Origin of the sequence: Streptomyces sp. BR1 (assembly GCF_052373795.1) — a bacterium.
Classification (GTDB): domain Bacteria; phylum Actinomycetota; class Actinomycetes; order Streptomycetales; family Streptomycetaceae; genus Streptomyces.
The window spans coordinates 4,057,012-4,077,302 of sequence record NZ_CM126252.1; the positions used below are offsets into that span (position 1 = coordinate 4,057,012).

Genomic DNA, 20,291 nt, shown 5'->3' on the forward strand with positions numbered 1-20,291 from the left:
TTGAGTAAGAGAGTGCCGAGGCTCGATAAACGATGGCTAAACGGCTCCGGCAGGGGACGATGAGCCGCCCCCCGCCGGACCGTTCGTGGTGCCGAAACCGCTGGTTACGCCGCTGCCATCGGGCTCAGCAGCTGTCGTACGTCCTTCGCCTCCGCCGCGCCCGTCGACTCGTAGATGGCAAGCGCCTCGCGCCAGCAGGCCCTCGCGCGGTCGGCCTGGCCGAGCTGGTCGAGGGCGCGGCCCAGTGTTGTGAGCACATTGCCCCGCATCCACTCGCCCCCGATGCACCGCAGCGCGAGCGCCTGCTCGGCGTGCTGGGCGGCCCGGGCGGGGCGCCGCGCCGCGAAGTGGGCCTCGGCGATACGGAAGTGGGTCGTGCCCTCCCACAGCCGCTGCCGGTTGTCCTGGAAGACCCGCAGCGCCTCGCCGAGTTGGCCGAGGGCTTCGTCGAGGCGGCCCGCCCGCGTAAGGGCGATGCCGAGCGCGAAGCGGCCGTTGGCGACCCGCAGGGCGTGCCCCATCTCACTGAAGATGTCGAGGCCGCGCTGGGCGAGCTCGACCGCGCTGGACGTACGGCCCATGTTCACGTGGATACGGGAGAGGTTGCACAGCGCGCTCGCCTCGCCCGGCCGGTTGCCGTCCGCGCGGTAGTTGTCGATGGCCTCCTGGAGGAAGCGCTCACCGTCGGCGTGCCGGTTCTGGTAGAACGCGATGATCCCGCGGTCGTTGGGCGCGACCCCGGCCGGCATCGGGTCGCCGGCCTCCTTGGCGAGCAGCGAGGAGACCCGGGCCTCCTCGTCGGCCTGCTCGAAGCGGCCCGAGACGAGCAGGACCGTGGAGAGCGCGAGCCGGGCCCGCCCCTCGGCGCCCGCGTCGCCCGCCTTGTGCGCGGTGTCGCGGATCGCGGCCGCCGTGGTCTCGTACTGCCGCGAGTTGGCGCCCGACTCGGCGAGGTCCTTGGCGGCCCACAGCAGGTCCACCGCGCGCCGCAGCATCGCCGGGTCGCCCGCGCACTGGTGGACGCACGCCAGCAGGCAGTTGGCCTCGGCGTACAGCCAGTCGACGGCCTCGTGGCCGTCGGCGAAGGCGAGGCCGGGGTAGCGGGTGGGGGCCAGGTGCCCGACGAGCCGGTCGCCGGGGCGCTCGATCGCGTACACCCGGGCCGCCGTCGCGAGGTAGAAGTCGAGCAGCCGGGACATCGCCGCGTCCCGCGCGGACGGCGGCTCCTCGTCGCGCTCGGCGCATGCACGCGCGTAGAGCCGTACGAGATCGTGGTAGCGGTAGCGGCCGGGGGCCGCGGACTCCACCAGGCTGGTGTCGACGAGGGATTCGAGCAGGTCCTCGGTCTCCTGCCGGGGCAGGTCGAGTACGGCGGCGGCCGCGGCCAGCGAGATGTCCGGGCCGTCGGGCAGGCCGAGCAGCCGGAACGCGCGGGCCTGGGCGGGCTCCAGCTGGCCGTAGCCGAGCTCGAAGGTGGCCTTGACCGCGAGGTCGCCTGCCTGGAGCTCGTCGAGGCGGCGGCGCTCGTCGGCGAGCTTCGCCGCGAGGACCGAGACGGTCCAGGTGCGGCGCGAGGCGAGCCGGGAGGCGGCGATACGGATGGCCAGCGGCAGGAAGCCGCAGGCGGCCACCACATCGAGCGCCGACTGCCGCTCCGCGCCGACCCGTTCCTCCCCGACGATCTTCGTGAAGAGCTGAAGGGCCTCGTCCGGGGACATCACGTCCAGGTCGACGAGGTACGCCCCGGCCAGGTCCAGCATCCGGATGCGGCTGGTGACGAGCGCGGCGCAGCCCGCCGTGCCGGGCAGCAGCGGACGCACCTGGGCCGCGTCGCGCGCGTTGTCGAGCAGGACCAGGACCCGGCGGCCGTCGAGCGTGGAGCGGAACAGGGCCGCGCGCTCCTCCAGCGAGTCGGGGATGGCGCGGTCCGGGGTGCCGAGCGCGCGCAGGAAGGAGCCGAGCACGGTCTCCGGCTCGCTGGCGCGCGGCGCGGTGCCCTGGAGGTCGACGTAGAGCTGGCCGTCGGGGAAGTGCGGGCGGGCCGCGTGGGCCACGTGCACGGCGAGCGTCGTCTTGCCGACCCCGCCGATACCTGCGAGCGCGGAGACGGCCATCACCGTGGTGTCGGCGGTGGCGAGGCGCGCGGTGAGCTCCTGGACGAAGGAGGCGCGGCCGGTGAAGTCCGGCACGGAGGCCGGGAGCTGGGCCGCCTTGACCGGCGCGGGCGGGGCCGGGGCCTCGGCGGGCCGGGCCAGGTCCTCGTCGGCCTGGAGGATGCGCTGCTGGAGGCGGGCGAGCTCGGGGCGCGGGTCGACGCCGAGCTCGTCGGCGAGCAGCCTGCGCGTGTCCGCGTACACGGCAAGGGCCTCCGCCTGGCGCCCGCTGCGGTACAGCGCGAGCATCAGCAGCTCCCGCAGCCGCTCGCGCAGCGGGTGCGCGGCGGTGAGCGCGGTCAGCTCGGAGACGGCCTCGGCGTGGCACCCGGCGTCGAGCTCCATGTCGAGGCGCGTCTCGATGAGCTGGAGGCGCCACTCGCTGAGCCGGGTCCGCTCGGTGTCCGCGTTGGGCCCGGGCACATTGGCCAGCGGTTCGCCGGTCCAGATCGCCAGCGAGGACCTCAGCAGCTCGCGGGCCCGGCACGGGTCCCCGCCCGCCCGCGCCTTCTCGGCCTCGGCGGCCAGTTCCTGGGCGCTGGCGAGGTCGAGGACCCCGGAGGCGAGCCGGATGGCGTACCCGCCGGACTCGCTGACGAGCACGCCCGGGCCGAGCGTCTTGCGCAGCCGTGAGGCGTACGTACGCACGGCGGCCAGCGCCTGCGACGGCGGTTCGTCGCCCCAGATGGCGTCGATCAGCTCGGCGGCGGTGGCGGTGCGGCCGTCGCGCAGCAGCAGCGCGGCGAGCAGCGCCTGCTGCTGCGGCGCGCCGGACGGCAGCGCGTCGGTCCCGCGCCAGGCGCGCACGGGTCCGAGCACGCCGAAGCGCAGGCCCTCCTGCTCGGCCTGACCGGTGTCCGCTGCCGGGACCGGAGTCCTCTGCTCCGGAATGCGCGGCTCGCCGTTTCGGTCCATAGCGACCCCCTGTGCCCCCGTAGCGCTGGTAATGCCCGTGCCAGTCTGCCCTGTCCATGGCATGCGCGTCAGCTACGGGTGACGCTCTGCACAAGGCCTCTGCACACAGTCGTTACACGTCGACGGCGCCTGTCGACAAGGCGGTCCAGGGGATGGACAGCCGTCGTGGGCCGGGAAGCGTGGGATTAATGGCCGAGGAGGGACGGGCGAGTGGCCGAGGTACGACCGGTGCGGGAGATTGCGGGGGGTGTGCGGGTCGGGGCCGGGTCCGGGGTGGCGGTCGTGTGCGAATAGCTGACGGATCGTCAGATCGAGGCTACCGTGAAGATTTATGGAGAACGTCACGGAGACGGCGACGGAGACGGCCATGACGACTGCCCAGGAGACCGGCGCGGAGACGGGGACCGGCGGGGAGGAGACCTTCCCGAGGATCATCTCGGTGGACGACCACACGGTGGAGCCCGCGCACGTCTGGCAGGACCGGCTCCCGTCCAAGTACCGCGACATCGGCCCGCGCGTTGTCCGGGCCCCGCTCAAGGAGATGACGTTCCTCGGCGGGAAGTTCGCCCCCGTCATGGGCGCCCCGGGCGACGAGGGCCCGATCGGCGACTGGTGGGTGTACGAGGACCTGCACCGCCCGCTGACGCGCCTGGACACGGCGGTGGGTTACGCACGGGACGAGATCCGCCTCGAAGTCATCACCTACGAACAGATGCGACCGGGCTCGTACAGCGTCCCGGAGCGGCTGGCGGACATGGACGTCAACCACGTCCAGTCGGCGCTGTGCTTCCCCACCTTCCCCCGCTTCTGCGGCCAGACGTTCACGGAGGCGGCGGACCGCGAGCTGGGGCTGCTTTCGGTACGGGCGTACAACGACTGGATGGTGGAGGAGTGGTGCGGCCCTGCCGCCGAGGGGCGGCTCATCCCGCTCACCCTGATCCCCCTCTGGGACGCGGAACTGGCGGCGGCGGAGGTGCGGCGCAACGCGGCGCGCGGGGTGCGGGCGGTGGCGTTCTCGGAGATACCCCCGCACCTGGGGCTGCCGTCGGTCCACGGTGACGAGTGGGACCCGTTCCTGGCGGCGTGCGACGAGACGGGCACGGTCGTCGCGATGCACATCGGCTCGTCGTCGAGGATGCCGTCGACATCGGCGGACGCCCCGCCGGCGGTCGGCTCGACGATCACGTTCGCCAACTGCTGCTACTCGATGGTCGACTGGCTGATGAGCGGCAAGTTCGAGCGCTTCCCCGGGCTGCGCGTGATGTACGCGGAGGGCCAGATCGGGTGGATCCCGTACATCCTGGAACGCGCGGACGTGGTCTGGGAGGAGAACCGCGCCTGGGGCGGAGTCGCCGACAAGGTCCACCGCCCCCCGTCGGAGCTCTTCGCGGAACACGTCTACGGCTGCTTCTTCGACGACGCGTTCGGCCTGCGCAACCTGGGCGCGATAGGCATCGGCAACGTCCTGTACGAGACGGACTACCCGCACTCCGACTCCACCTGGCCGAAGTCGAAGGAGGTCGGCGAATCCCAGATGGCCCACCTGCGGCCGGACGTGGTGGAGCGGATCGTCCGGGGCAACGCGATCGAACTGCTGGGGCTGACGGGGGAGGGACTGTGGGCGGGGTGAGGCGCGTGTGACGCGCGGAGGGTGACGCCGGGCGGGGTGCCGGATGCGCTGCGGCCCGCGTGACGCGCCCTCTTGGCCCCCGACGGTCTTGTACCGCACCCCCGCCCCCGCCACCATCCCCGTATGACTCCCCAGACCATGACCCCCGCCGAAGCCGACAAGATCCTCGCCGACAACTTCGCGCCCTGGGTGCTGGAGCTCGGGCTCGGTGTCGTCGAAGTGGACGCCGGGCATGCCGTGTTGCGGTTGCCCTGGGACGCGCGGCTGGCGCGGGACGGGGGCGGGCTGTCGGGGCAGGCCATGATGGCCGCGGCCGACACCGCCACCGTGATCGCGATCTCGGCGGCCCGGGGGGCGTACGGGCCCATGACCACCGTGCAGCAGTCGACGTCGTTCCTGCGGCCCGTCGTCGACGCCGACGTCCTGATCGACGCCCGGGTCGTCAAGCTCGGCAAGCGGATGGCCTTCGCCGAGATCGGCCTCATGGTGGACGACACCGTCGTGGCCCGCGCCTCCACCGTCTACGCCCTGCTGGGGTGAATCCCGGCCCCGCCCCGCCTCTTGCGTGACGATCCGTCAGCTATCACCATGGGCCCGTCGGCTCAGGGCTGACGGATCGTCAGATACGTGGAGGCGGCGGACATGGCGGCAGCAGCGGAGCACGGGCTCGTCCACGGGATGCAGCTCCCCATCCAGTCCCAGAGCACCCTCTTCGCCGAACCGTGGGAAGCCGGCGCCACCCCGGACGATCTCGCCGAGGTGGCTCGCGCCGCCGACCGCGCCGGGTTCCACTACCTCGCCACCTGCGACCACGTCGCCATCCCGCGCCGCCTCGCGAGTGCGATGAGCACCACCTGGTACGACCCCGTCGCCACCCTCGCCTACCTCGCCGCGATCACCACCCGCACCCGTCTCCTCAGCCATGTCGCGGTCGTCGGCCTGCGCCACCCCCTGCTCACCGCGAAGCAGTACGCGACCCTCGACCACCTCAGCGGCGGCCGGCTGATCCTCGGGGTCGGGGCCGGGCACGTACAGGAGGAGTTCGAGGTCCTCGGGGTCGACTTCGCGCAGCGCGGGGCCGTACTCGACGAGAGTGTCGACGCGCTCCGGGCCGCGCTCGGGCCCGAGGAGTACCCCGAGTTCCACGGCGACCGGTTCGACTTCGCGGACCTCGGGCAGCGGCCCCGGCCCGTGCAACAGCAAGTGCCCATCTGGGTCGGCGGGTCCTCGCCCGCCGCCGTCCGGCGCGCCGCGCTGCGCGGTGACGGGTGGCTGCCGCAGGGCGACCCCCGCGACCGGCTGCCCGAGCAGATCGCGCGGATACGGGAGCTGCGGGAGCGGCACGGCGTCGAGCGGCCGATCGTCATCGGCGCCATCGCCGAGCCGCTGTACGTCGGCGAGGCCCGGTGGAACCTCGGGCGCCGCACCCTCAGCGGCAAGCCCGACGCCCTCGCCGACTCCCTGCGCGAGTACGCCGCCCTCGGCGTCCACCAGATCCAGCTGCGCTTCCGCTCCCGCAGCCGTACCGAACTCATCGACCAGATCGCGGCGTTCGCCGCCGACGTGGCTCCACACCTCACCACCTAGGGAGTACGGCATGGGCAAGCTCGACGGGCGGGTCGTCCTCGTCACCGGCGCGGCACGCGGACAGGGCGAGCAGGAGGCGCGGCTGTTCGCGGCCGAGGGCGCCAAGGTCGTCCTCGCGGACGTACTCGACGAGCAGGGCGAGGCGATCGCGAAGGAACTCGGCCCGGAGGCGGCGAGGTTCGTCCACCTCGATGTCGGCCGGGAAGAGGAATGGGTTGCTGCCATCGCCTCCGCCAAAGAGGCTTTCGGGCACATCGACGGGCTCGTCAACAACGCCGGGATCCTCCGTTTCAACGAGCTCGTCTCGACGCCCCTGGAGGAGTTCCAGCAGATCATCCAGGTCAACCAGATCGGTGCGTTCCTCGGCATCAAGTACGTGGCGCCCGAGATCGAGGCGGCCGGGGGCGGCACCATCGTCAACACCGCCTCGTACACGGCCCTGACGGGCATGGCGTACGTCGGCGCGTACGCCGCCACCAAGCACGCCATCCTCGGCCTCACCCGGGTCGCGGCCGTGGAGCTCGCGGCGAAGGGGATCCGGGTGAACGCGGTGTGCCCGGGGGCGGTGGACACCCCGATGACCAACCCCGCGGCCCTGGACCCGACCGCCGACCCCGAGGCGGCCAAGGAGGCGGTGGCCGAGCTGTACAAGAAGCTGGTGCCGCTGGGGCGGATCGGGCGGCCGGAGGAGGTCGCGGCGCTGGCGCTGTTCCTGACCAGCGAGGACTCCGCGTACATCACGGGCCAGCCGTTCGTCATCGACGGGGGCTGGCTGGCCGGGGTGAGCCTGTTCTGACTTGTCGTCAGGTATTGACGACGCCGGAGCCCGGTGGAACAGTCGCCGTATCGCATAGATCTGACGACTCGTCAGAAACGCTGACAGGGACGGTGAACCTCCTTGGAATTCGGACTGTTTGTACAGGGATACGTGCCCGTGGCACGCTCGTCGGTCGACCCCCAGGCGGAGCACAAGGCGCTGATGGAGGAGACCGAATACGTCATCCAGGCGGACAAGTCCGGCTTCAAGTACGCCTGGGCCTCCGAGCACCACTTCCTGGAGGAGTACTCGCACCTGTCGGCCAACGAGGTCTTCCTCGGCTACCTCGCCCACGCCACCGAGCGCATCCACCTCGGCTCGGGCATCTTCAACCCGCTGGCGGCGGTGAACCACCCGGTCAAGGTCGCCGAGAAGGTCGCGATGCTCGACCATCTCAGCGAGGGGCGCTTCGAGTTCGGGTCCGGGCGGGGTGCGGGCTCGCACGAGATCCTGGGGTTCATGCCGGGGGTCACCGACATGAACCACACCAAGGAGATCTGGGAAGAGACGATCGCCGAGTTCCCCAAGATGTGGCTCCAGGACGAGTACGTGGGCTTCCAGGGCAAGCACTGGTCGCTGCCCCCGCGCAAGGTCCTGCCCAAGCCGTACGGGAAGTCGCACCCGGCGATGTGGTACGCGGCCGGGTCGCCGTCGTCGTACGCCATGGCCGCGAAGAAGGGCCTGGGCGTCCTCGGCTTCTCCGTCCAGAAGGTCTCGGACATGGAGTGGGTCCTGGAGCAGTACAAGACGGCGATACGGGAGGCGGAGCCGATCGCGGACTTCGTCAACGACAACGTGATGGTGACGTCGACGGCGATCTGTGCGGAGACGCACGACAAGGCGGTGGCTGTCGCGGCGGCGGGCGGTCTGAACCGTCTTCAGTCGCTGGTGTTCCGCTACCACGACACGTTCCCCCGGCCGGAGGGTGTGCCGGAGTGGCCGGAGCTGCTGCCGGAGTATTCGGCCGAGATCATCGAACTCCTCATCGCGGAGGAGCTGATGATCTGTGGTGATCCGGACGAGGTGACTGCGCAGTGCAAGCGGTGGGAGCAGGCGGGGGCGGATCAGCTGTCGTTCGGGCTGCCCATCGGCGTCCCCTATGAGGACACCATGAACACGATCCGGCTGATCGGGGAGCATGTGATCCCGAAGATCGACACGGATCCGGTCCATCGGACTACGCGGTTCCGCGACGCGGCGTAGGTGGTTGGAGGTTCGTCTGCGGGCCGGTTGGCGCCTGCGGCGGGCGAATTCCCCACCCCGCCCCTTCCCGAAAGCCCTGGGCGGGCGGCCGGGTGGGGGTCGGGGTGGGCTGCCGGGGGCTTTGCCCCCGGACCCCCTTGGTTTGTCTGCGGGCCGGTGGGGGCTGGTCGCGCAGTTCCCCGCGCCCCTGAATACCTAGGGGCGCGGGGAACTGCGCGAGCAACCCAGCACGATCCGCAGACGAAAGCGGGGGTGCAGGGGCGAAGCCCCGCGTACCCACCCACCCATCCCAGCGGGGTTCGGGGCGGAGCCTCGTAGCGGGGTGCAGGGGCCGCAGGCCCCGCCGGGGGTTCGGGGGCGTAGCCCCCGGAAAGGCCCTCTTCCCTCCACCCCCACCCACCCCCGGAGGGTTTAGGGAAGGGGTGGGGTGGGGGCCAAAGAACGCGGGACGGCGGCCTCCCGGACGTCGGACCGTGACCACCCCGGCCGGAGGCCACCCGGCGGCGGCCCGCCGCGCGTGCCCCGGCCGGGGCACACCCACGTTCCGTGGACGACCAGAAAGGGACAGCATGCTCGACCACCTCATCCGCCACGCGACCGTCGTCGACGGCACCGGCGCGCCCGCGTACACCGCGGACGTGGGCATCCGCGACGGCCGTATCGTCGGCATCGCCGACCCCGGCACCCGAGCCCCCACAGACGCCCGCACCAGCGAAGACGCCACCGGCCTCGTCCTCGCCCCCGGCTTCGTCGACCCCCACACCCACTACGACGCCCAGCTCTTCTGGGACCCGTACGCCACCCCGTCCATGAACCACGGCGTCACCACGGTCGCGGGCGGCAACTGCGGCTTCACCCTCGCCCCGCTCCACCCCGACCGCCCCGAGGACTCCGACTACACCCGCCGGATGATGGCCCGGGTGGAGGGCATGGCCCTGAAGGCGTTGGAGGAGGGTGTCGACTGGGGGTGGTCGTCATTTGGCGAATACCTCGACGCCCTTGATGGGCGTATCGCCGTCAACGCCGGGTTCATGGTGGGCCATTGCGCCCTCCGCCGATACGTCATGGGGCCCGACGCCGTCGGCGGACAGCCCACCACCGACCAGCTGAACGCCATGCTCCGGCTCCTCCACGACGCCATGGACGCCGGTGCCTGGGGGCTCTCCACCACCCAGTCCACCACCCACTCCGACGGCGACGGCCAACCCGTGGCCTCCCGGCACGCCCGCCCCGCCGAACTCCTCGCCCTGGCCCGGGCGGTCGGCGAGCACGAGGGCACCCAGATCGAGGCCATCGTGGCGGGGTGCCTCGATCAGTTCTCGGACGACGAGATCGAGCTACTCGCCGAAATGTCCGCCGTCGCCGGGCGGCCGCTCAACTGGAACGTACTCACCGTCGACGCCGCCGTCCCCGCCCGCGTCCCGCGCCAGCTCCTCGCGAGCGAGCGCGCCCGCGAGGCCGGTGGCCGCGTCGTCGCGCTGACCATGCCGATCCTCACCCCGATGAACATGTCGCTCGGCACGTTCTGCGCCCTCAACCTCATCCCGGGGTGGGGAGACATCCTCAACCTCCCCGTCCCCGAGCGGATCGAGAAGCTGCGCGACCCCGACATACGCGCCGAGATGCTGCGGCGGGCCAACAGCAAGGAGGCCGGGATCTTCCGGCGGCTCGCCGACTTCGGGCGGTATGTCATCGGGGATACGTACTCACCCGCCAACGAAGGCCTGACCGGGCGCGTCGTGCGGGACATCGCGGGCGAGCGCGGCCAGGACCCCTTCCTCTGCCTCGTCGAGATCTGCGCCAATGACCGCCTGCGTACGGTCCTTTGGCCCATGCCGAGCGACAACGACCCGGCGAGCTGGGCGCTGCGCAAGGCGACCTGGGAGCACGAGGACGTCCTGCTCGGGGGCTCCGACGCTGGCGCCCATCTGGACCGGATGTGCGGCGCCCCGTACACCACGCGTTTCATCGGCGACTGTCTGCGCGGGCGCAAACTGCTGCCGCTGGAGCGGGCCGTGCAGATGCTCACCGACGACCCGGCCCGGCTGTTCGGGCTGCGCGAGCGCGGGCGGATCGAGGTGGGTTTCCACGCCGACCTCGTCCTCTTCGACCCGCAGCGGATCGACGCGGGCCCGGCCACCCTCGTCCACGACCTGCCGGGCGACAGCCCGCGCCTGGACGCCAAGGCGATCGGCGTGGTCTCGGTCCGGGTCAACGGCGTCGAGACGATACGCGACGACGTGGTGACGGGCGCGGTCCCGGGTACCGTCCTGCGCTCGGGTCGCGACACACGGACGGTGGCCACCAAGTGAGCCTGCACGAAGACAAGTTGTTCATCGGGGGCGAGTGGGTCGAGCCCGATGGCGGGCATTACGAGATCCTCAATCCCGCCACCGAGACCGTCGTCGGGCTCGCGCCCGAGGCCAGTCGCGACCAGGTGTACGAGGCTGCCGCCGCCGCGCGCGAAGCCTTCGCCACTTGGTCGCGGACCACGCCCGAGGAGCGCGCCGCCGTCCTCGACCGCGCGGCCGACCTGATCCAGCGCGACTTCACCCCGTACGCCGAACTCGCCCGCGCCGAGACCGGCGCCACTACCGCCACCGCGCGCGGTATGCAGGTCGCGGTGGGGGTGTCGCGCTTTCGCCGGTACGCGAAGGGCGCCCTCGAACCGGTCGAGGCGGCGGTCGTGCCGCAGGTGAACGAGGCCGGGCCGATGGGGAAGGCGGGCGTGTTCGGCGCCATGACGATCCGTCAGCCCGTCGGGGTCGTCACCTGCATCACCTCGTACAACAACCCCTGGGCCAACCCCGCCGGCAAGGTCGCCCCCGCGCTGGCCATGGGCAACACCGTGGTGGTCAAACCCGCGCCCCAGGACCCGCTGTCCGTCTTCCGGATGGCGAAGGCGCTGGAGGAGGCGGGTGCGCCACGGGGTGTGGTGAACGTCGTCACCGGTTCCGCCCCGGCCGTCGGCGAGGCCGCCGTCGACTCCCCGGACGTCGACATGGTCAGCTTCACCGGCTCCACCGCCGTCGGCCGCCGTATCGCCGAGGTGTGCGGCCGGGGGATGAAACGCCAGCTCATGGAGCTCGGCGGCAAGGGCGCGGCGGTCGTCTTCGACGACGCGGACCTGGGTGCGGCGACCATGGGCATCGGCACCACGTTCTCGTTCTACAGCGGCCAGATCTGCACGGCCCCGACGCGGGTCCTGGCCCAGCGGGCGGTGTACGAGGAGCTGATCGCCCGACTCGCCGCGTACATCGGGCACTTGCCGGTCGGTGACCCGGCCGCGCCCGGCACGGTGGTGGGTCCGGTGATCTCGGCGGCCCACCGCGACCGTGTCGAGTCGTACGTGGAACTCGGCCGCAAGGAGGGCGCGCGGGTGGTCGCGGGCGCCGAACGCCCCTGCCTTGACCGGGGGTTCTACGTCGCCCCGACCCTCCTCGCCGACTGCACCAACGACATGCGGGTGGTGCGGGAGGAGATCTTCGGGCCGGTGGTGGTCGTGGTGCCGTTCTCCGACGAGGAGGAGGCGGTGGCGCTCGCCAACGACAGCGAGTACGGCCTGCTCGACTACGTCTGGTCCGGGGATGTGGCTCGCGCGTTCCGGGTCGCGCGGCGGTTGCGTGCGGGGGGTGTCGGAGTGAACACCGTCGCCCGCAACATGGAGGCGCCGTTCGGGGGGTTCAAGATGAGCGGGGTGGGGCGGGATGTGGGTTCGTACGCGCTGCATGCGTACGGGGAGACGCAGTCCATCGTGTGGCCGGGGTGAGCGTTTCGCTTCGCGGTGAGTTGCTTGGTCTGCGGGCCGGTCGGGGCTGGCGCCCGTCTTCCCCCACCCCGCCCCTTCCCGAAAGCCTCCGGCGGAAGTTATCCGTCTGCGGCTCCGCCGCGTGGGCGCGACCCGCCCCCCACCGGCCCGCAGCCGAAATCCGCACCCCCCCGCGGAGCGGAAGCGGGCGTGTCCGGGGCCCGTGGCCGGGCATACGCTGGGCATGAGCGGAAGGGTGATCCCATGTCCACAGGATTGGCCGACAACGTCAGGAAGTACCGCCGCACGGCCGGGCTGAGCCAGGAAGGTCTGGCCGAAGCTTCCGACCTGTCACTGAGCACCGTTCGAAAGGTCGAGCAAGGCGGGCACGGCAGTATGGAGACTCTTGCAGCTCTGGCCCGTGCGCTGGGGGTCTCCACATCGGCGTTGTTCGCTACCGAGGCGCCAAGGTCCGTGCTCGGCCCAGAAGATGAAGCGAACCGGCGCTACCTAGCGGAGCTGCGACGGGCTCTGATGCCCGCTGTAGGGCTCTCTGCTCCCCTCTCCGTCCCCGAAGAAGCCGGGGAGCCGTCGGCGCTCCGCAGGGGCGTACAGGAGGGCCACGCACTCTACTGGGCGGACCAGTACGGGGCGGTTGCGAAGCGTCTCCCGTTGCTACTACGCACCTCCGAGGCTGCCGTGTCTGCCCTGGACGGCGAGGAGCAGCAACACGCGGTGATCGCCCGCTGTCACGCACTACTGCTCACCGGCAAGTACCTGACACAGGTACGGCAGTACGACATGGGCTATTTCGCATTGGTGGAAGCGATCAGGCTTGCCCGTGAGACCGGCCAACCCCAGTTGGCGGCAACGGGAGTTGTGGGGCTCTGCTGGCTGTTGCTGAGGCAGGACAGGTTCGATGAAGCAGAGCAGCTGGCGGCGCAGACGGCGGCGGACATCGAGCCTCGCATGTCAGAGGCGACCCCTGCCCGCCTCGCTGTGTGGGGCGAACTGTGGCTCAGGGTCGCGTCAGCCTCCGTGCGGAACAACCGGCCGGACGTGGCGCAGGAAGCCCGCAGGACGGCAGCGACGGCCTCTAGTGCGCTGAACGCCGAAGACGAGAGTTTCCCCCAGCACTGGGGCGGTTTTGGCCCCGTCACGGCGGAGCTGAAAGCCGTTGAGGACCTGTCCCTGGTGGGTGATGCCCGGGGTGTTCTCCGGCGCTCCGATGACGGGATCTTGAGCGGCAAGGCGCTGCGGAACTACGGCAGGCCGACAGCGCCGAACTGGGGTCGCCACCGGCTCGATGTGGCCCGCGCGCACGCCATGACGGGCTCGCATCAAGACGCCATGGACGAGCTGACACAGCTTCGCCGTACGTCCGGCGAGTGGCTGACTCATCAGCCGATGGCCCGGTACGTCATGGCCGATCTGCTCAAGACGCGCAAGCGGACCCTCACCCAAGAGATGCGGAGCATGGCGACTCATCTTGGGGTCGCCGGTTAGGCGCTGCGGAGCGTGATGGTTCCAGCAGTGATCTCCCTCAACTACCGTGCTGCACACGTGGATTGGGCGATGCTTCGGCCATAGCTTCTCGGTATCCCAGCGTCGAGCGGACCAGGGGCCGAGATGGTTCACAGAACGAAAGCAGACCACCAGCGCAGGCGGGACCTTGCCGACACTTCGGCGGGTATCTGGACCCCCACCATGGGGACGTACGCGGTGGACACGACGAGCGGCCGGATCGGTGAGGTACGCAAACTGTTCGAGGGGTCCGCGTACCTCGCGCCGCCCGGCGGTGGCGCCGAGTGGACCGTGAACCCGGCTGACTTGCGGTCCCCGAACGACGCCGAGGTGTGGCAGGCGAAGGTGTGGACGCGTCCGGCGGGGTCGCGCTGATGTGGGCTGCGGTACCGGCGCCCAGGTGGGTGCCCAACCCGGGCGTGATCGTCATGGACACGGCGTGCGGGCGGCTCGGGAAGGTCATTGCGTGGGACAGCGACAAGCGCATGGTCACACTGGTACCGCCGGACGGCGGGGAGCGGTGGGAGACCGATGCGTTCCGCCCGGCGAACGAGCCGGAGGGACAGCGATAACCACCACCCCCGAGCGCATACGCAGACAGGCCACGCGCCCATAGGCTCCCGGCCCCGGGGAGGTCCGCTCAGTACCCGCCCCCCTGCTACGGATGGTGTGGCGCGAGTGGCAGTGGGCCTGTCCCGGCCGGGGGTCGGGGCGAGCCCCCGTCCGGCTGTTGCGCCTTCCCATTCCCGTGAGACGTGGCGGCCGGACGGGTTGCACGGACCATGAACCCAACTACAGAGGAGCACCCCATGGGTGGACAGCACGGCGGCGGTTCCGGAAGCGGTCAGGGTGGAAGTCAGCAGGACGACAGCAACAGCGGCGCCAAGCACGGGGGCGGCGGCTCCGACGAGGGAGGCAACACGTCTGACGGTTCCGGCCCCGCAACGGGTAAGTAGGTACTCGTGACCGAACGCACAGAGGAGGCGGGCCTTTCGGGGCTCGCCTCCGCGCTCGTAGAGGCGGGCGCGCTGACTCCTGAGTGGCTGCCGACATTTGAGGCAGTACCCCGTGAGCTGTTCGTGCCTGACCGCATCTGGCCGGGCATCGCGGACGGCACCGAGCAGGCGGCGTTGGTGGACCGGGCCAAGGACCCCGGCGGGTGGTTCAAGGCGGTGTACTCCGACATCCCGCTGACCACGCAGTGGGACGACGGACGGCACAGCGGTGACGGACTGGGAGCCACGCCGACAAGCTCCAGTTCCATGCCGCGCATGGTCTTCTCGATGCTCGCTGACCTGGACGTGCAGGAAGGACACCACGTTCTCGAAATCGGTACGGGCACAGGCTGGAACGCGGGTCTTCTCGCTGCCCGGCTGGGCGGCGGGAACGTGGTCAGCGTCGAGTACGACGAAGACGTTGCCAAGAACGCCGGGGAGAACCTTCGGGCCGCTGGTCTGGCCCCGCTGGTCATCGTCGGTGACGGCCGGTTGGGCTACGTGGCCAGCGCGTCGTACGACCGGGTCATCGCTACATGCTCGGTCGGGGAGGTGCCCCGAACCTGGATCGAGCAGACCCGGCCGGGCGGGATCGTCGTCACCCCGTGGGGAACGGACTACGGCGGCGAGTACATCGCGCGCCTGACCGTCGCGGACGACGGCACAGCGAGCGGCCCCTTCACCCGCTCCAGTGCCTTCATGCGCCTGCGACAGCACCGAACAGTACGCCCGCCCTTCGACGCCTATCTCAAGGGTCAGCAGTGGCCCGCAGACGGCACCAGGACCGCGACCGCCCTTTCCCCCGCTGATATCGGCGGGTGGCTCGAACAGTTCGTGATCGGACTACAGGTCCCCGGGGCGTTCTGGCGTGCCGAACGGTACGACGACGGCTCTTACACACTGTGGACGTACAGCACCGACACCGGCTCGTGGGCGTCGGCCGACTACGAGCCAGGAGCGAGTGAGTACGTGGTGGTCCAGTCCGGTCCGCGCCACCTGTGGGACGAGACGGAAGCCGCCTACCGATGGTGGGAGGAACAGGGGCGCCCCGGCTTCACCCGCTTCGGGCTCACCGTGGACGGCGACGGCGAACGGGTATGGCTCGACGCACCGGACAGTCCGGTACCACTCCGGAGCGCGTAGCCTCGCGTCCCTGAAGAGAGGGCCCGAAGGGCCCATCTAAGGGGCGCGGGGAACTGCGCGAGCAACCCAGCACGGTCCGCAGACGACCTGCAACATCCGCCGTACGGCGGCTAGTCGCCCAGGAACACCGGGTTCGTAAAGGCCGCCAGCGGGCCCGGCAACCCCGGTACCAGTGGGGCGTGGCGGAGCTCGGCGCGTACGTACGTCGCGTACGACGGTGTCGTCTGCCACTCGGCGGAACCCGTTCCGGACGACGGCAGTGGGGTCGTGAACAGGGTGCCCTGGTCGGTCACGAAGGAGACCGTGCAGCCGGGCGCGCCGGTGGCCTCCAGGCGCACGGTCACCCGCTCGTCCCGCTCCGCCCGCAGCCGTTCGCCGATGCCCGCGTGCTGACCGTGTCCGCCCGACGCGCCGAAGGACAGCGACACCGCCGACGACTCGGCCACGTACGAATGCCCCGCCTTCAGGCCCGCCTGGATCGCTGGCCGGGACAGCTCGTCCGCTAGCACGACCGTCTGGGGGCCGCCGATGCGGTCGGGATCGCGGTGGGCGTCGCTGTTGCCCATCGCGGGGGTCCAGGCGCCGCCCGAACGGGCCGCCACCGCAAGGGTGTTGTCCCACTCCGCCAGCGTCACCTCGTCGTCGGGGGTGTACGGGCCGTTCCACACCTCCACCGCGTCCGCCTCGCCGAACCCGAACTTCCAGTTGCAGCCGACGCAGGTGGCGTGCGGATGGGCGGGGACGACCAGGCCGCCCGCGCGGCGGATCTCGCGCGCGTAGTGGCCGAAACGGTTGTCGCGGGCCCGGTAGCGCCAGTCGATGAAGGTGCCCGGATCGGTGCCGAGTGCCACCACGTGGCCGTTGCGGGTGGTGATCTCCTCGCCGGTGAGGATCAGCAGGTCGTCGCCCCACAGGCCCTCCCACGCCGGGTGCGAGGCGTGGGTGTTGTGCTCGGAGGTGTTGATGAAGTCCAGGCCCGCCGCGCGCGCGAGCGCCGCGATCTCGGCGGGGGTGCGCCTGCCGTCGGAGTACCAGGAGTGCATGTGGCAGTCGCCCCGGTACCAGGCCCGGCCCCGGCCCTTGGCCCGCGTCGGCGGGTACACCGGCGTCGGTGTGGTGCCGCGCTCGCCGAACCTCAGCGTGACCGTCACCTTGTACGGCAGGCCCTGCGGCGCGACCGTGTACGGGCCGAGCGCGATGTGCCAGGTCCCGGCGCGCACCGGGCCCGGGATGTACCCGGGGGTCGCCGCGTCCGCCCGGATGAAGAACTCGGTGCGGGCGCCGCCCGACCAGCCCCGGAAGCCCCGGCCGCCCAGATCGGTGCCGCGCTCGTCGAAGACGCCGATGTCCAGCGCGTTGTTCTGTGTCCCGGCGGGCACGGTGGCCTTCTCGTACGTGTACGAGACCGCCAGCTCGCGCACCCCGCGCGGGACCTCCACCGGGAGGTAGACGAAGTCCGGCGCGCCGGGCGGCAGGGTGCCCGTGACGACCCGGGTCCGGTCGCCCGTGCCGCCACCGCTGCTGCCGCCGCCGTCGCCGGGGGCCGCGTTCGCGAAGCTCACGGTTCCCAACGTAAGCGCGGTGGCCGCTCCCGTCACGAACAGTCCGCGCCGTCCGATCGATCTGTCGTGGGCGCTGTATTCGGCCGTGTTCTCGGGTCTGTTCTCCGGTCCGGTCATACCCGGTACTCCCAGCGGGATGGAAGGGGTGCCTGACAGTTCCTGCCCACAGTCGTACGCTCGCGTGAACTCCCGTACAAGGTGCGGCGGTTGGCGAATGACCGACCCGTGGCGGTTCATGGCCGGTTCGTGGCCCGTACTGGCCGTATGGCTCCCTTGCACCCTTGACCGCGCGGGGATAAGAAGAGGCATGCGTATCGCCACCACGATCTTCCTCACCGACGAGACGATCACTCCCGTACGGATCGCGCGCGAGCTGGAGGAGCGCGGCTTCGCGGGCCTCTATCTGCCCGAGCACACGCACATCCCCGTCGAGCGGATCTCGCCGTACCCGGCCGGCGGCGAGCTGCCGCGCGAGTACGGCCGCCTCCTCGACCCGTTCGTCGCGCTCGGCCAGGCGGCCGCCGTCACCGAGACGCTGGGGCTCGGCACCGGGGTCACGCTGGTCGCCCAGCACGACCCGATCGACCTGGCCAAGCAGGCCGCCACCCTGGACCACCTCTCCGGCGGCCGCCTCACGCTCGGCATCGGCTACGGCTGGAACCGCGAGGAGGCCGCCGACCACGGCGTCGAGTGGTCCTCGCGCCGCGAGCTCGTACGGGAACGGGTGGCCCTGATGCGGGCGCTGTGGGCCGAGGAGCCGACCGCGTACCAGGGCGCGTTCGGCTCGGTGCGGGCCAGCGACGCCTACCCGAAGCCCGTACGTGGCGGAGCCCCGCGCATGCTGGTCGGCGGCTCGCCCGGGCCGAAGCTCTTCGCGCACATCGCCGAGTACGCGGACGGCTGGATGCCGATCGGCGGCGCCGGGTTCACCGAGTCCCTGCCGCAGCTGCGCCAGGCGTGGGACGCGGCGGGCCGCGACCCCGGCGACCTCACGATCGTCCCGTACGCGGTGGCCCCGAACCCCGGCAAGCTCGCCCACTTCGAGGAGCTGGGCATCGACGAGATCGTGGTGCTGCTGCCGTCGGCCGACGAGGTGACCGTGCTGAAGGCGATGGACGAGTACGCGCCGTATCTGTGAGCGGCTTCGGCGGCCCGGCCTCTGGTGCTTGAGGCCGGGCCGCCGCGCTTCTCAGCCGAGCGGAAGGTCCAGGTGGGACGGGTCGTCGGCCGGTGAGGTGATGGTGATCGAGCCGCCGGGGGCGTTCGCGTCCCCGTAGAACGGGTCGACCGTGTCCAGGACCAGCATCAGCCGGTGCTCGGCCGGGACGTCGTACCCGGTGGCCTGGAACTCGATGTCGACGCTGACCGGACGGCCCGGGGTGTGGTCGAGCCGGGTGAAGGGCGCGTGCGTGACGATGTGCGCGTTGCCGTCCCGGTCGACGTCGAAGAGGTGGGCGACGAACGTCGACGAGGTGTGCGTCGCGGTGTACGTGAGGTGCAGCCGCGGGATGCCGCGCAGCCGCGCGCCCGAGGGGTAGCGGCCGGTCACCCAGACCGCGGCGTCCGTCCGGTCGATGTCTGGGGTCGGGTAGATCTTCGGGTTGCCCGCGATCTCGTCGTTGCCGGTCTTGATGATCTCGTCGGCGACGGTGGCCGGAGTGTCGGTGCCGACGCGGAACTCGCTGCTCCAGCCGGTCTCCGGCTTCTCCGCGAGCCCGCCGTCGCTCTCGTGCCTGCCCCGGCCGTTGCCGTTGACGGCCGTGCTCGTCAGATACAGGCGGTCGGTGACGTCGGTGACCGCGTCCCAGTCGTCCCTGAGCTCCAGCTCCTCGTTCCACATGATCTGGCCGAGCACCCGGCCCTCGGTGCCGATGCCGTTGGCCGCGCCGTTCAGGTGGTGGTCGAACCACCTGTGGGCGTCGGCCCAGATGCGGTTGGGCAGCCCGAGCATGCCGGTCATCTCCGGGCCCGAGTGGTCGCCTATGGACAGGTCGATGCGGCGGGGGCCGGTCAGCGCGGTGAAGGTGCGCAGCACCTGGTTGGCCGGGAACAGCGTCTCGTGCCAGGCGTTCGCGTAGAAGACCGGCACCTGGCGCTCGTTGAGCCGGTCGACGTAGGTGTACGGGGAGCGCTCGCGCGCCCACTCCAGGGTCTCCTCGACGTTCTGGTCGGCCAGCACGTCCTTGAAGGCCTGTTCGGTGCGCTTGCTGAGGCGGGCCCGCTGGGCGGCCTGGCGCAGCAGCCGCACCGACTCCACATGGCGGGTGCTGTTCTCGTAGAACGCCTCGCCCAGATCGCCCCAGGTGCTCAGCGCGGCCACCGCGTCGACGCGCGGGTCATGGGCGGCGACCAGCTGGCTGATGCCCGAGCCGTACGAGTCGCCGAGGAAGCCGGTCTTCGTCACCGGGCCCTTGACCTGGTCGATCAGATACGTGAGCGCCGCGCGGCCGTCGGCCACGTCCTTCGGGCCCGCGACCTCGACCTCGCCGCCGGAGGCCCCGCCGAACTGGGCGAGCCCGAAGCCGCGCGGGGTGTACGCGAGGACGTGGTAGCCCTTGAGCGCGAACTTGGTGGCCTGCACCGCGTACACCAGCCAGCCGAAGTCGGTCCACGGCGCGGGCATCACGATCGCCGGGCGCGGCTTGTTGCCGGTGTGCCGCCACAGCGCCCCGGCGAGCTTCACGCCGCCCTCGCCGGGCACCTGGACCTGGGCGAAGGTGAGCAGCGAGAGCGCGCGGGTGACCTCGTCGGCGCGCGCGGGCGAGAGGTGCGCGGTGTCGCCGCTCCTGAGCGCGGCGGCGAACTGGGTGAGCGATGCCTCGTCGAGCTCCGGGTACAAGCTCACTGGTTGCTCTGAAGTCACGTCGGTACCGTCCCACTTCGTCGGAGGTGCGGGATGTGGACTGTGCTTCGTTCTCAGGGCCCGGGCGCCATGGCGTGCGCGACCCTCAGTATCGGGGCGGCCACACAGCAGGACCCGCCGTATTCGGCACATTGGCGGGAATTGCGCGCCC

The 20,291-nt window shown here is 71.2% G+C and carries 14 protein-coding genes; 11 read left to right on the forward strand and 3 right to left on the reverse strand.

The features are described 5' to 3' along the window. Nucleotides 1-104: 104 nt before the first annotated feature. A complete protein-coding gene (locus tag ACT1U9_RS17825; RefSeq protein ID WP_444533716.1) occupies nt 105-3,068 on the reverse strand; it encodes a BTAD domain-containing putative transcriptional regulator in 2,964 nt (987 codons plus the stop codon). A 367-nt stretch (nt 3,069-3,435) separates the two neighbouring features. Between ACT1U9_RS17825 and ACT1U9_RS17830 the strand changes: the two genes are divergently transcribed. The 10 genes from ACT1U9_RS17830 (at nt 3,436) to ACT1U9_RS17875 (ending at nt 15,715) form a co-directional block, all read left to right on the forward strand. Further along, nucleotides 3,436-4,698, forward strand: a complete 1,263-nt coding sequence (locus ACT1U9_RS17830) for an amidohydrolase family protein (RefSeq protein WP_444539154.1) — start codon at nt 3,436-3,438, stop codon at nt 4,696-4,698. Between the two features lie 123 nt (nt 4,699-4,821). Continuing rightward, nucleotides 4,822-5,238 (forward strand): PaaI family thioesterase, encoded by a 417-nt coding sequence (locus tag ACT1U9_RS17835; RefSeq protein ID WP_444533717.1) that lies wholly within the window; start codon nt 4,822-4,824, stop codon nt 5,236-5,238. Between the two features lie 102 nt (nt 5,239-5,340). Continuing rightward, nucleotides 5,341-6,285, forward strand: a complete 945-nt coding sequence (locus ACT1U9_RS17840; RefSeq protein ID WP_444533718.1) for an LLM class F420-dependent oxidoreductase — start codon at nt 5,341-5,343, stop codon at nt 6,283-6,285. Between the two features lie 10 nt (nt 6,286-6,295). Beyond that, nucleotides 6,296-7,081 (forward strand): SDR family NAD(P)-dependent oxidoreductase, encoded by a 786-nt coding sequence (locus ACT1U9_RS17845; RefSeq protein WP_444533719.1) that lies wholly within the window; start codon nt 6,296-6,298, stop codon nt 7,079-7,081. Nucleotides 7,082-7,183: 102 nt separating this feature from the next. Then, nucleotides 7,184-8,305 carry an LLM class flavin-dependent oxidoreductase gene (locus tag ACT1U9_RS17850; RefSeq protein ID WP_444533720.1) on the forward strand — a complete coding sequence of 374 codons (1,122 nt, stop codon included), beginning with the start codon at nt 7,184-7,186 and terminating at the stop codon, nt 8,303-8,305. A 569-nt stretch (nt 8,306-8,874) separates the two neighbouring features. Further along, nucleotides 8,875-10,617, forward strand: coding sequence for an N-acyl-D-amino-acid deacylase family protein (locus tag ACT1U9_RS17855; protein WP_444533721.1), 1,743 nt, complete (start codon nt 8,875-8,877; stop codon nt 10,615-10,617). Between the two features lie 2 nt (nt 10,618-10,619). Beyond that, entirely contained in the window at nt 10,620-12,074 is a 1,455-nt protein-coding gene (locus ACT1U9_RS17860) for an aldehyde dehydrogenase family protein (protein ID WP_444539155.1), read from the forward strand. Nucleotides 12,075-12,317: 243 nt separating this feature from the next. After that, entirely contained in the window at nt 12,318-13,559 is a 1,242-nt protein-coding gene (locus ACT1U9_RS17865; RefSeq protein ID WP_444533722.1) for a helix-turn-helix domain-containing protein, read from the forward strand. Nucleotides 13,560-13,760: 201 nt separating this feature from the next. Next, nucleotides 13,761-13,952 carry a hypothetical protein gene (locus ACT1U9_RS17870; protein ID WP_444533723.1) on the forward strand — a complete coding sequence of 64 codons (192 nt, stop codon included), beginning with the start codon at nt 13,761-13,763 and terminating at the stop codon, nt 13,950-13,952. 587 nt (nt 13,953-14,539) lie between these two features. Next, the gene (locus ACT1U9_RS17875) at nt 14,540-15,715 is read left to right on the forward strand and encodes a methyltransferase domain-containing protein (protein WP_444533724.1); all 1,176 of its coding nucleotides are present in this window, start codon (nt 14,540-14,542) and stop codon (nt 15,713-15,715) included. Between the two features lie 110 nt (nt 15,716-15,825). Here ACT1U9_RS17875 and ACT1U9_RS17880 read toward each other — a convergent pair whose 3' ends face one another. Then, nucleotides 15,826-17,394, reverse strand: coding sequence for a CehA/McbA family metallohydrolase (locus tag ACT1U9_RS17880; protein WP_444533725.1), 1,569 nt, complete (start codon nt 17,392-17,394; stop codon nt 15,826-15,828). A 190-nt stretch (nt 17,395-17,584) separates the two neighbouring features. On the opposite strand from ACT1U9_RS17880, the gene ACT1U9_RS17885 reads away from it, so the two are divergent. After that, nucleotides 17,585-18,415 carry an LLM class F420-dependent oxidoreductase gene (locus tag ACT1U9_RS17885; protein WP_444533726.1) on the forward strand — a complete coding sequence of 277 codons (831 nt, stop codon included), beginning with the start codon at nt 17,585-17,587 and terminating at the stop codon, nt 18,413-18,415. 51 nt (nt 18,416-18,466) lie between these two features. Here ACT1U9_RS17885 and ACT1U9_RS17890 read toward each other — a convergent pair whose 3' ends face one another. Further along, the gene (locus ACT1U9_RS17890; protein WP_444533727.1) at nt 18,467-20,122 is read right to left on the reverse strand and encodes a CocE/NonD family hydrolase C-terminal non-catalytic domain-containing protein; all 1,656 of its coding nucleotides are present in this window, start codon (nt 20,120-20,122) and stop codon (nt 18,467-18,469) included. Nucleotides 20,123-20,291: the final 169 nt, after the last annotated feature.

What these genes read in the sequence shown, in the direction of transcription:
- ACT1U9_RS17825 (WP_444533716.1), bottom strand. Translation starts at nt 3,068, where the DNA reads ATGGACCGAAACGGCGAGCCGCGCATTCCGGAGCAGAGGACTCCGGTC.
- ACT1U9_RS17830 (WP_444539154.1), top strand. Translation starts at nt 3,436, where the DNA reads ATGACGACTGCCCAGGAGACCGGCGCGGAGACGGGGACCGGCGGGGAG.
- ACT1U9_RS17835 (WP_444533717.1), top strand. Translation starts at nt 4,822, where the DNA reads ATGACTCCCCAGACCATGACCCCCGCCGAAGCCGACAAGATCCTCGCC.
- ACT1U9_RS17840 (WP_444533718.1), top strand. Translation starts at nt 5,341, where the DNA reads ATGGCGGCAGCAGCGGAGCACGGGCTCGTCCACGGGATGCAGCTCCCC.
- ACT1U9_RS17845 (WP_444533719.1), top strand. Translation starts at nt 6,296, where the DNA reads ATGGGCAAGCTCGACGGGCGGGTCGTCCTCGTCACCGGCGCGGCACGC.
- ACT1U9_RS17855 (WP_444533721.1), top strand. Translation starts at nt 8,875, where the DNA reads ATGCTCGACCACCTCATCCGCCACGCGACCGTCGTCGACGGCACCGGC.
- ACT1U9_RS17865 (WP_444533722.1), top strand. Translation starts at nt 12,318, where the DNA reads ATGTCCACAGGATTGGCCGACAACGTCAGGAAGTACCGCCGCACGGCC.
- ACT1U9_RS17870 (WP_444533723.1), top strand. Translation starts at nt 13,761, where the DNA reads ATGGGGACGTACGCGGTGGACACGACGAGCGGCCGGATCGGTGAGGTA.
- ACT1U9_RS17880 (WP_444533725.1), bottom strand. Translation starts at nt 17,394, where the DNA reads ATGACCGGACCGGAGAACAGACCCGAGAACACGGCCGAATACAGCGCC.
- ACT1U9_RS17885 (WP_444533726.1), top strand. Translation starts at nt 17,585, where the DNA reads ATGCGTATCGCCACCACGATCTTCCTCACCGACGAGACGATCACTCCC.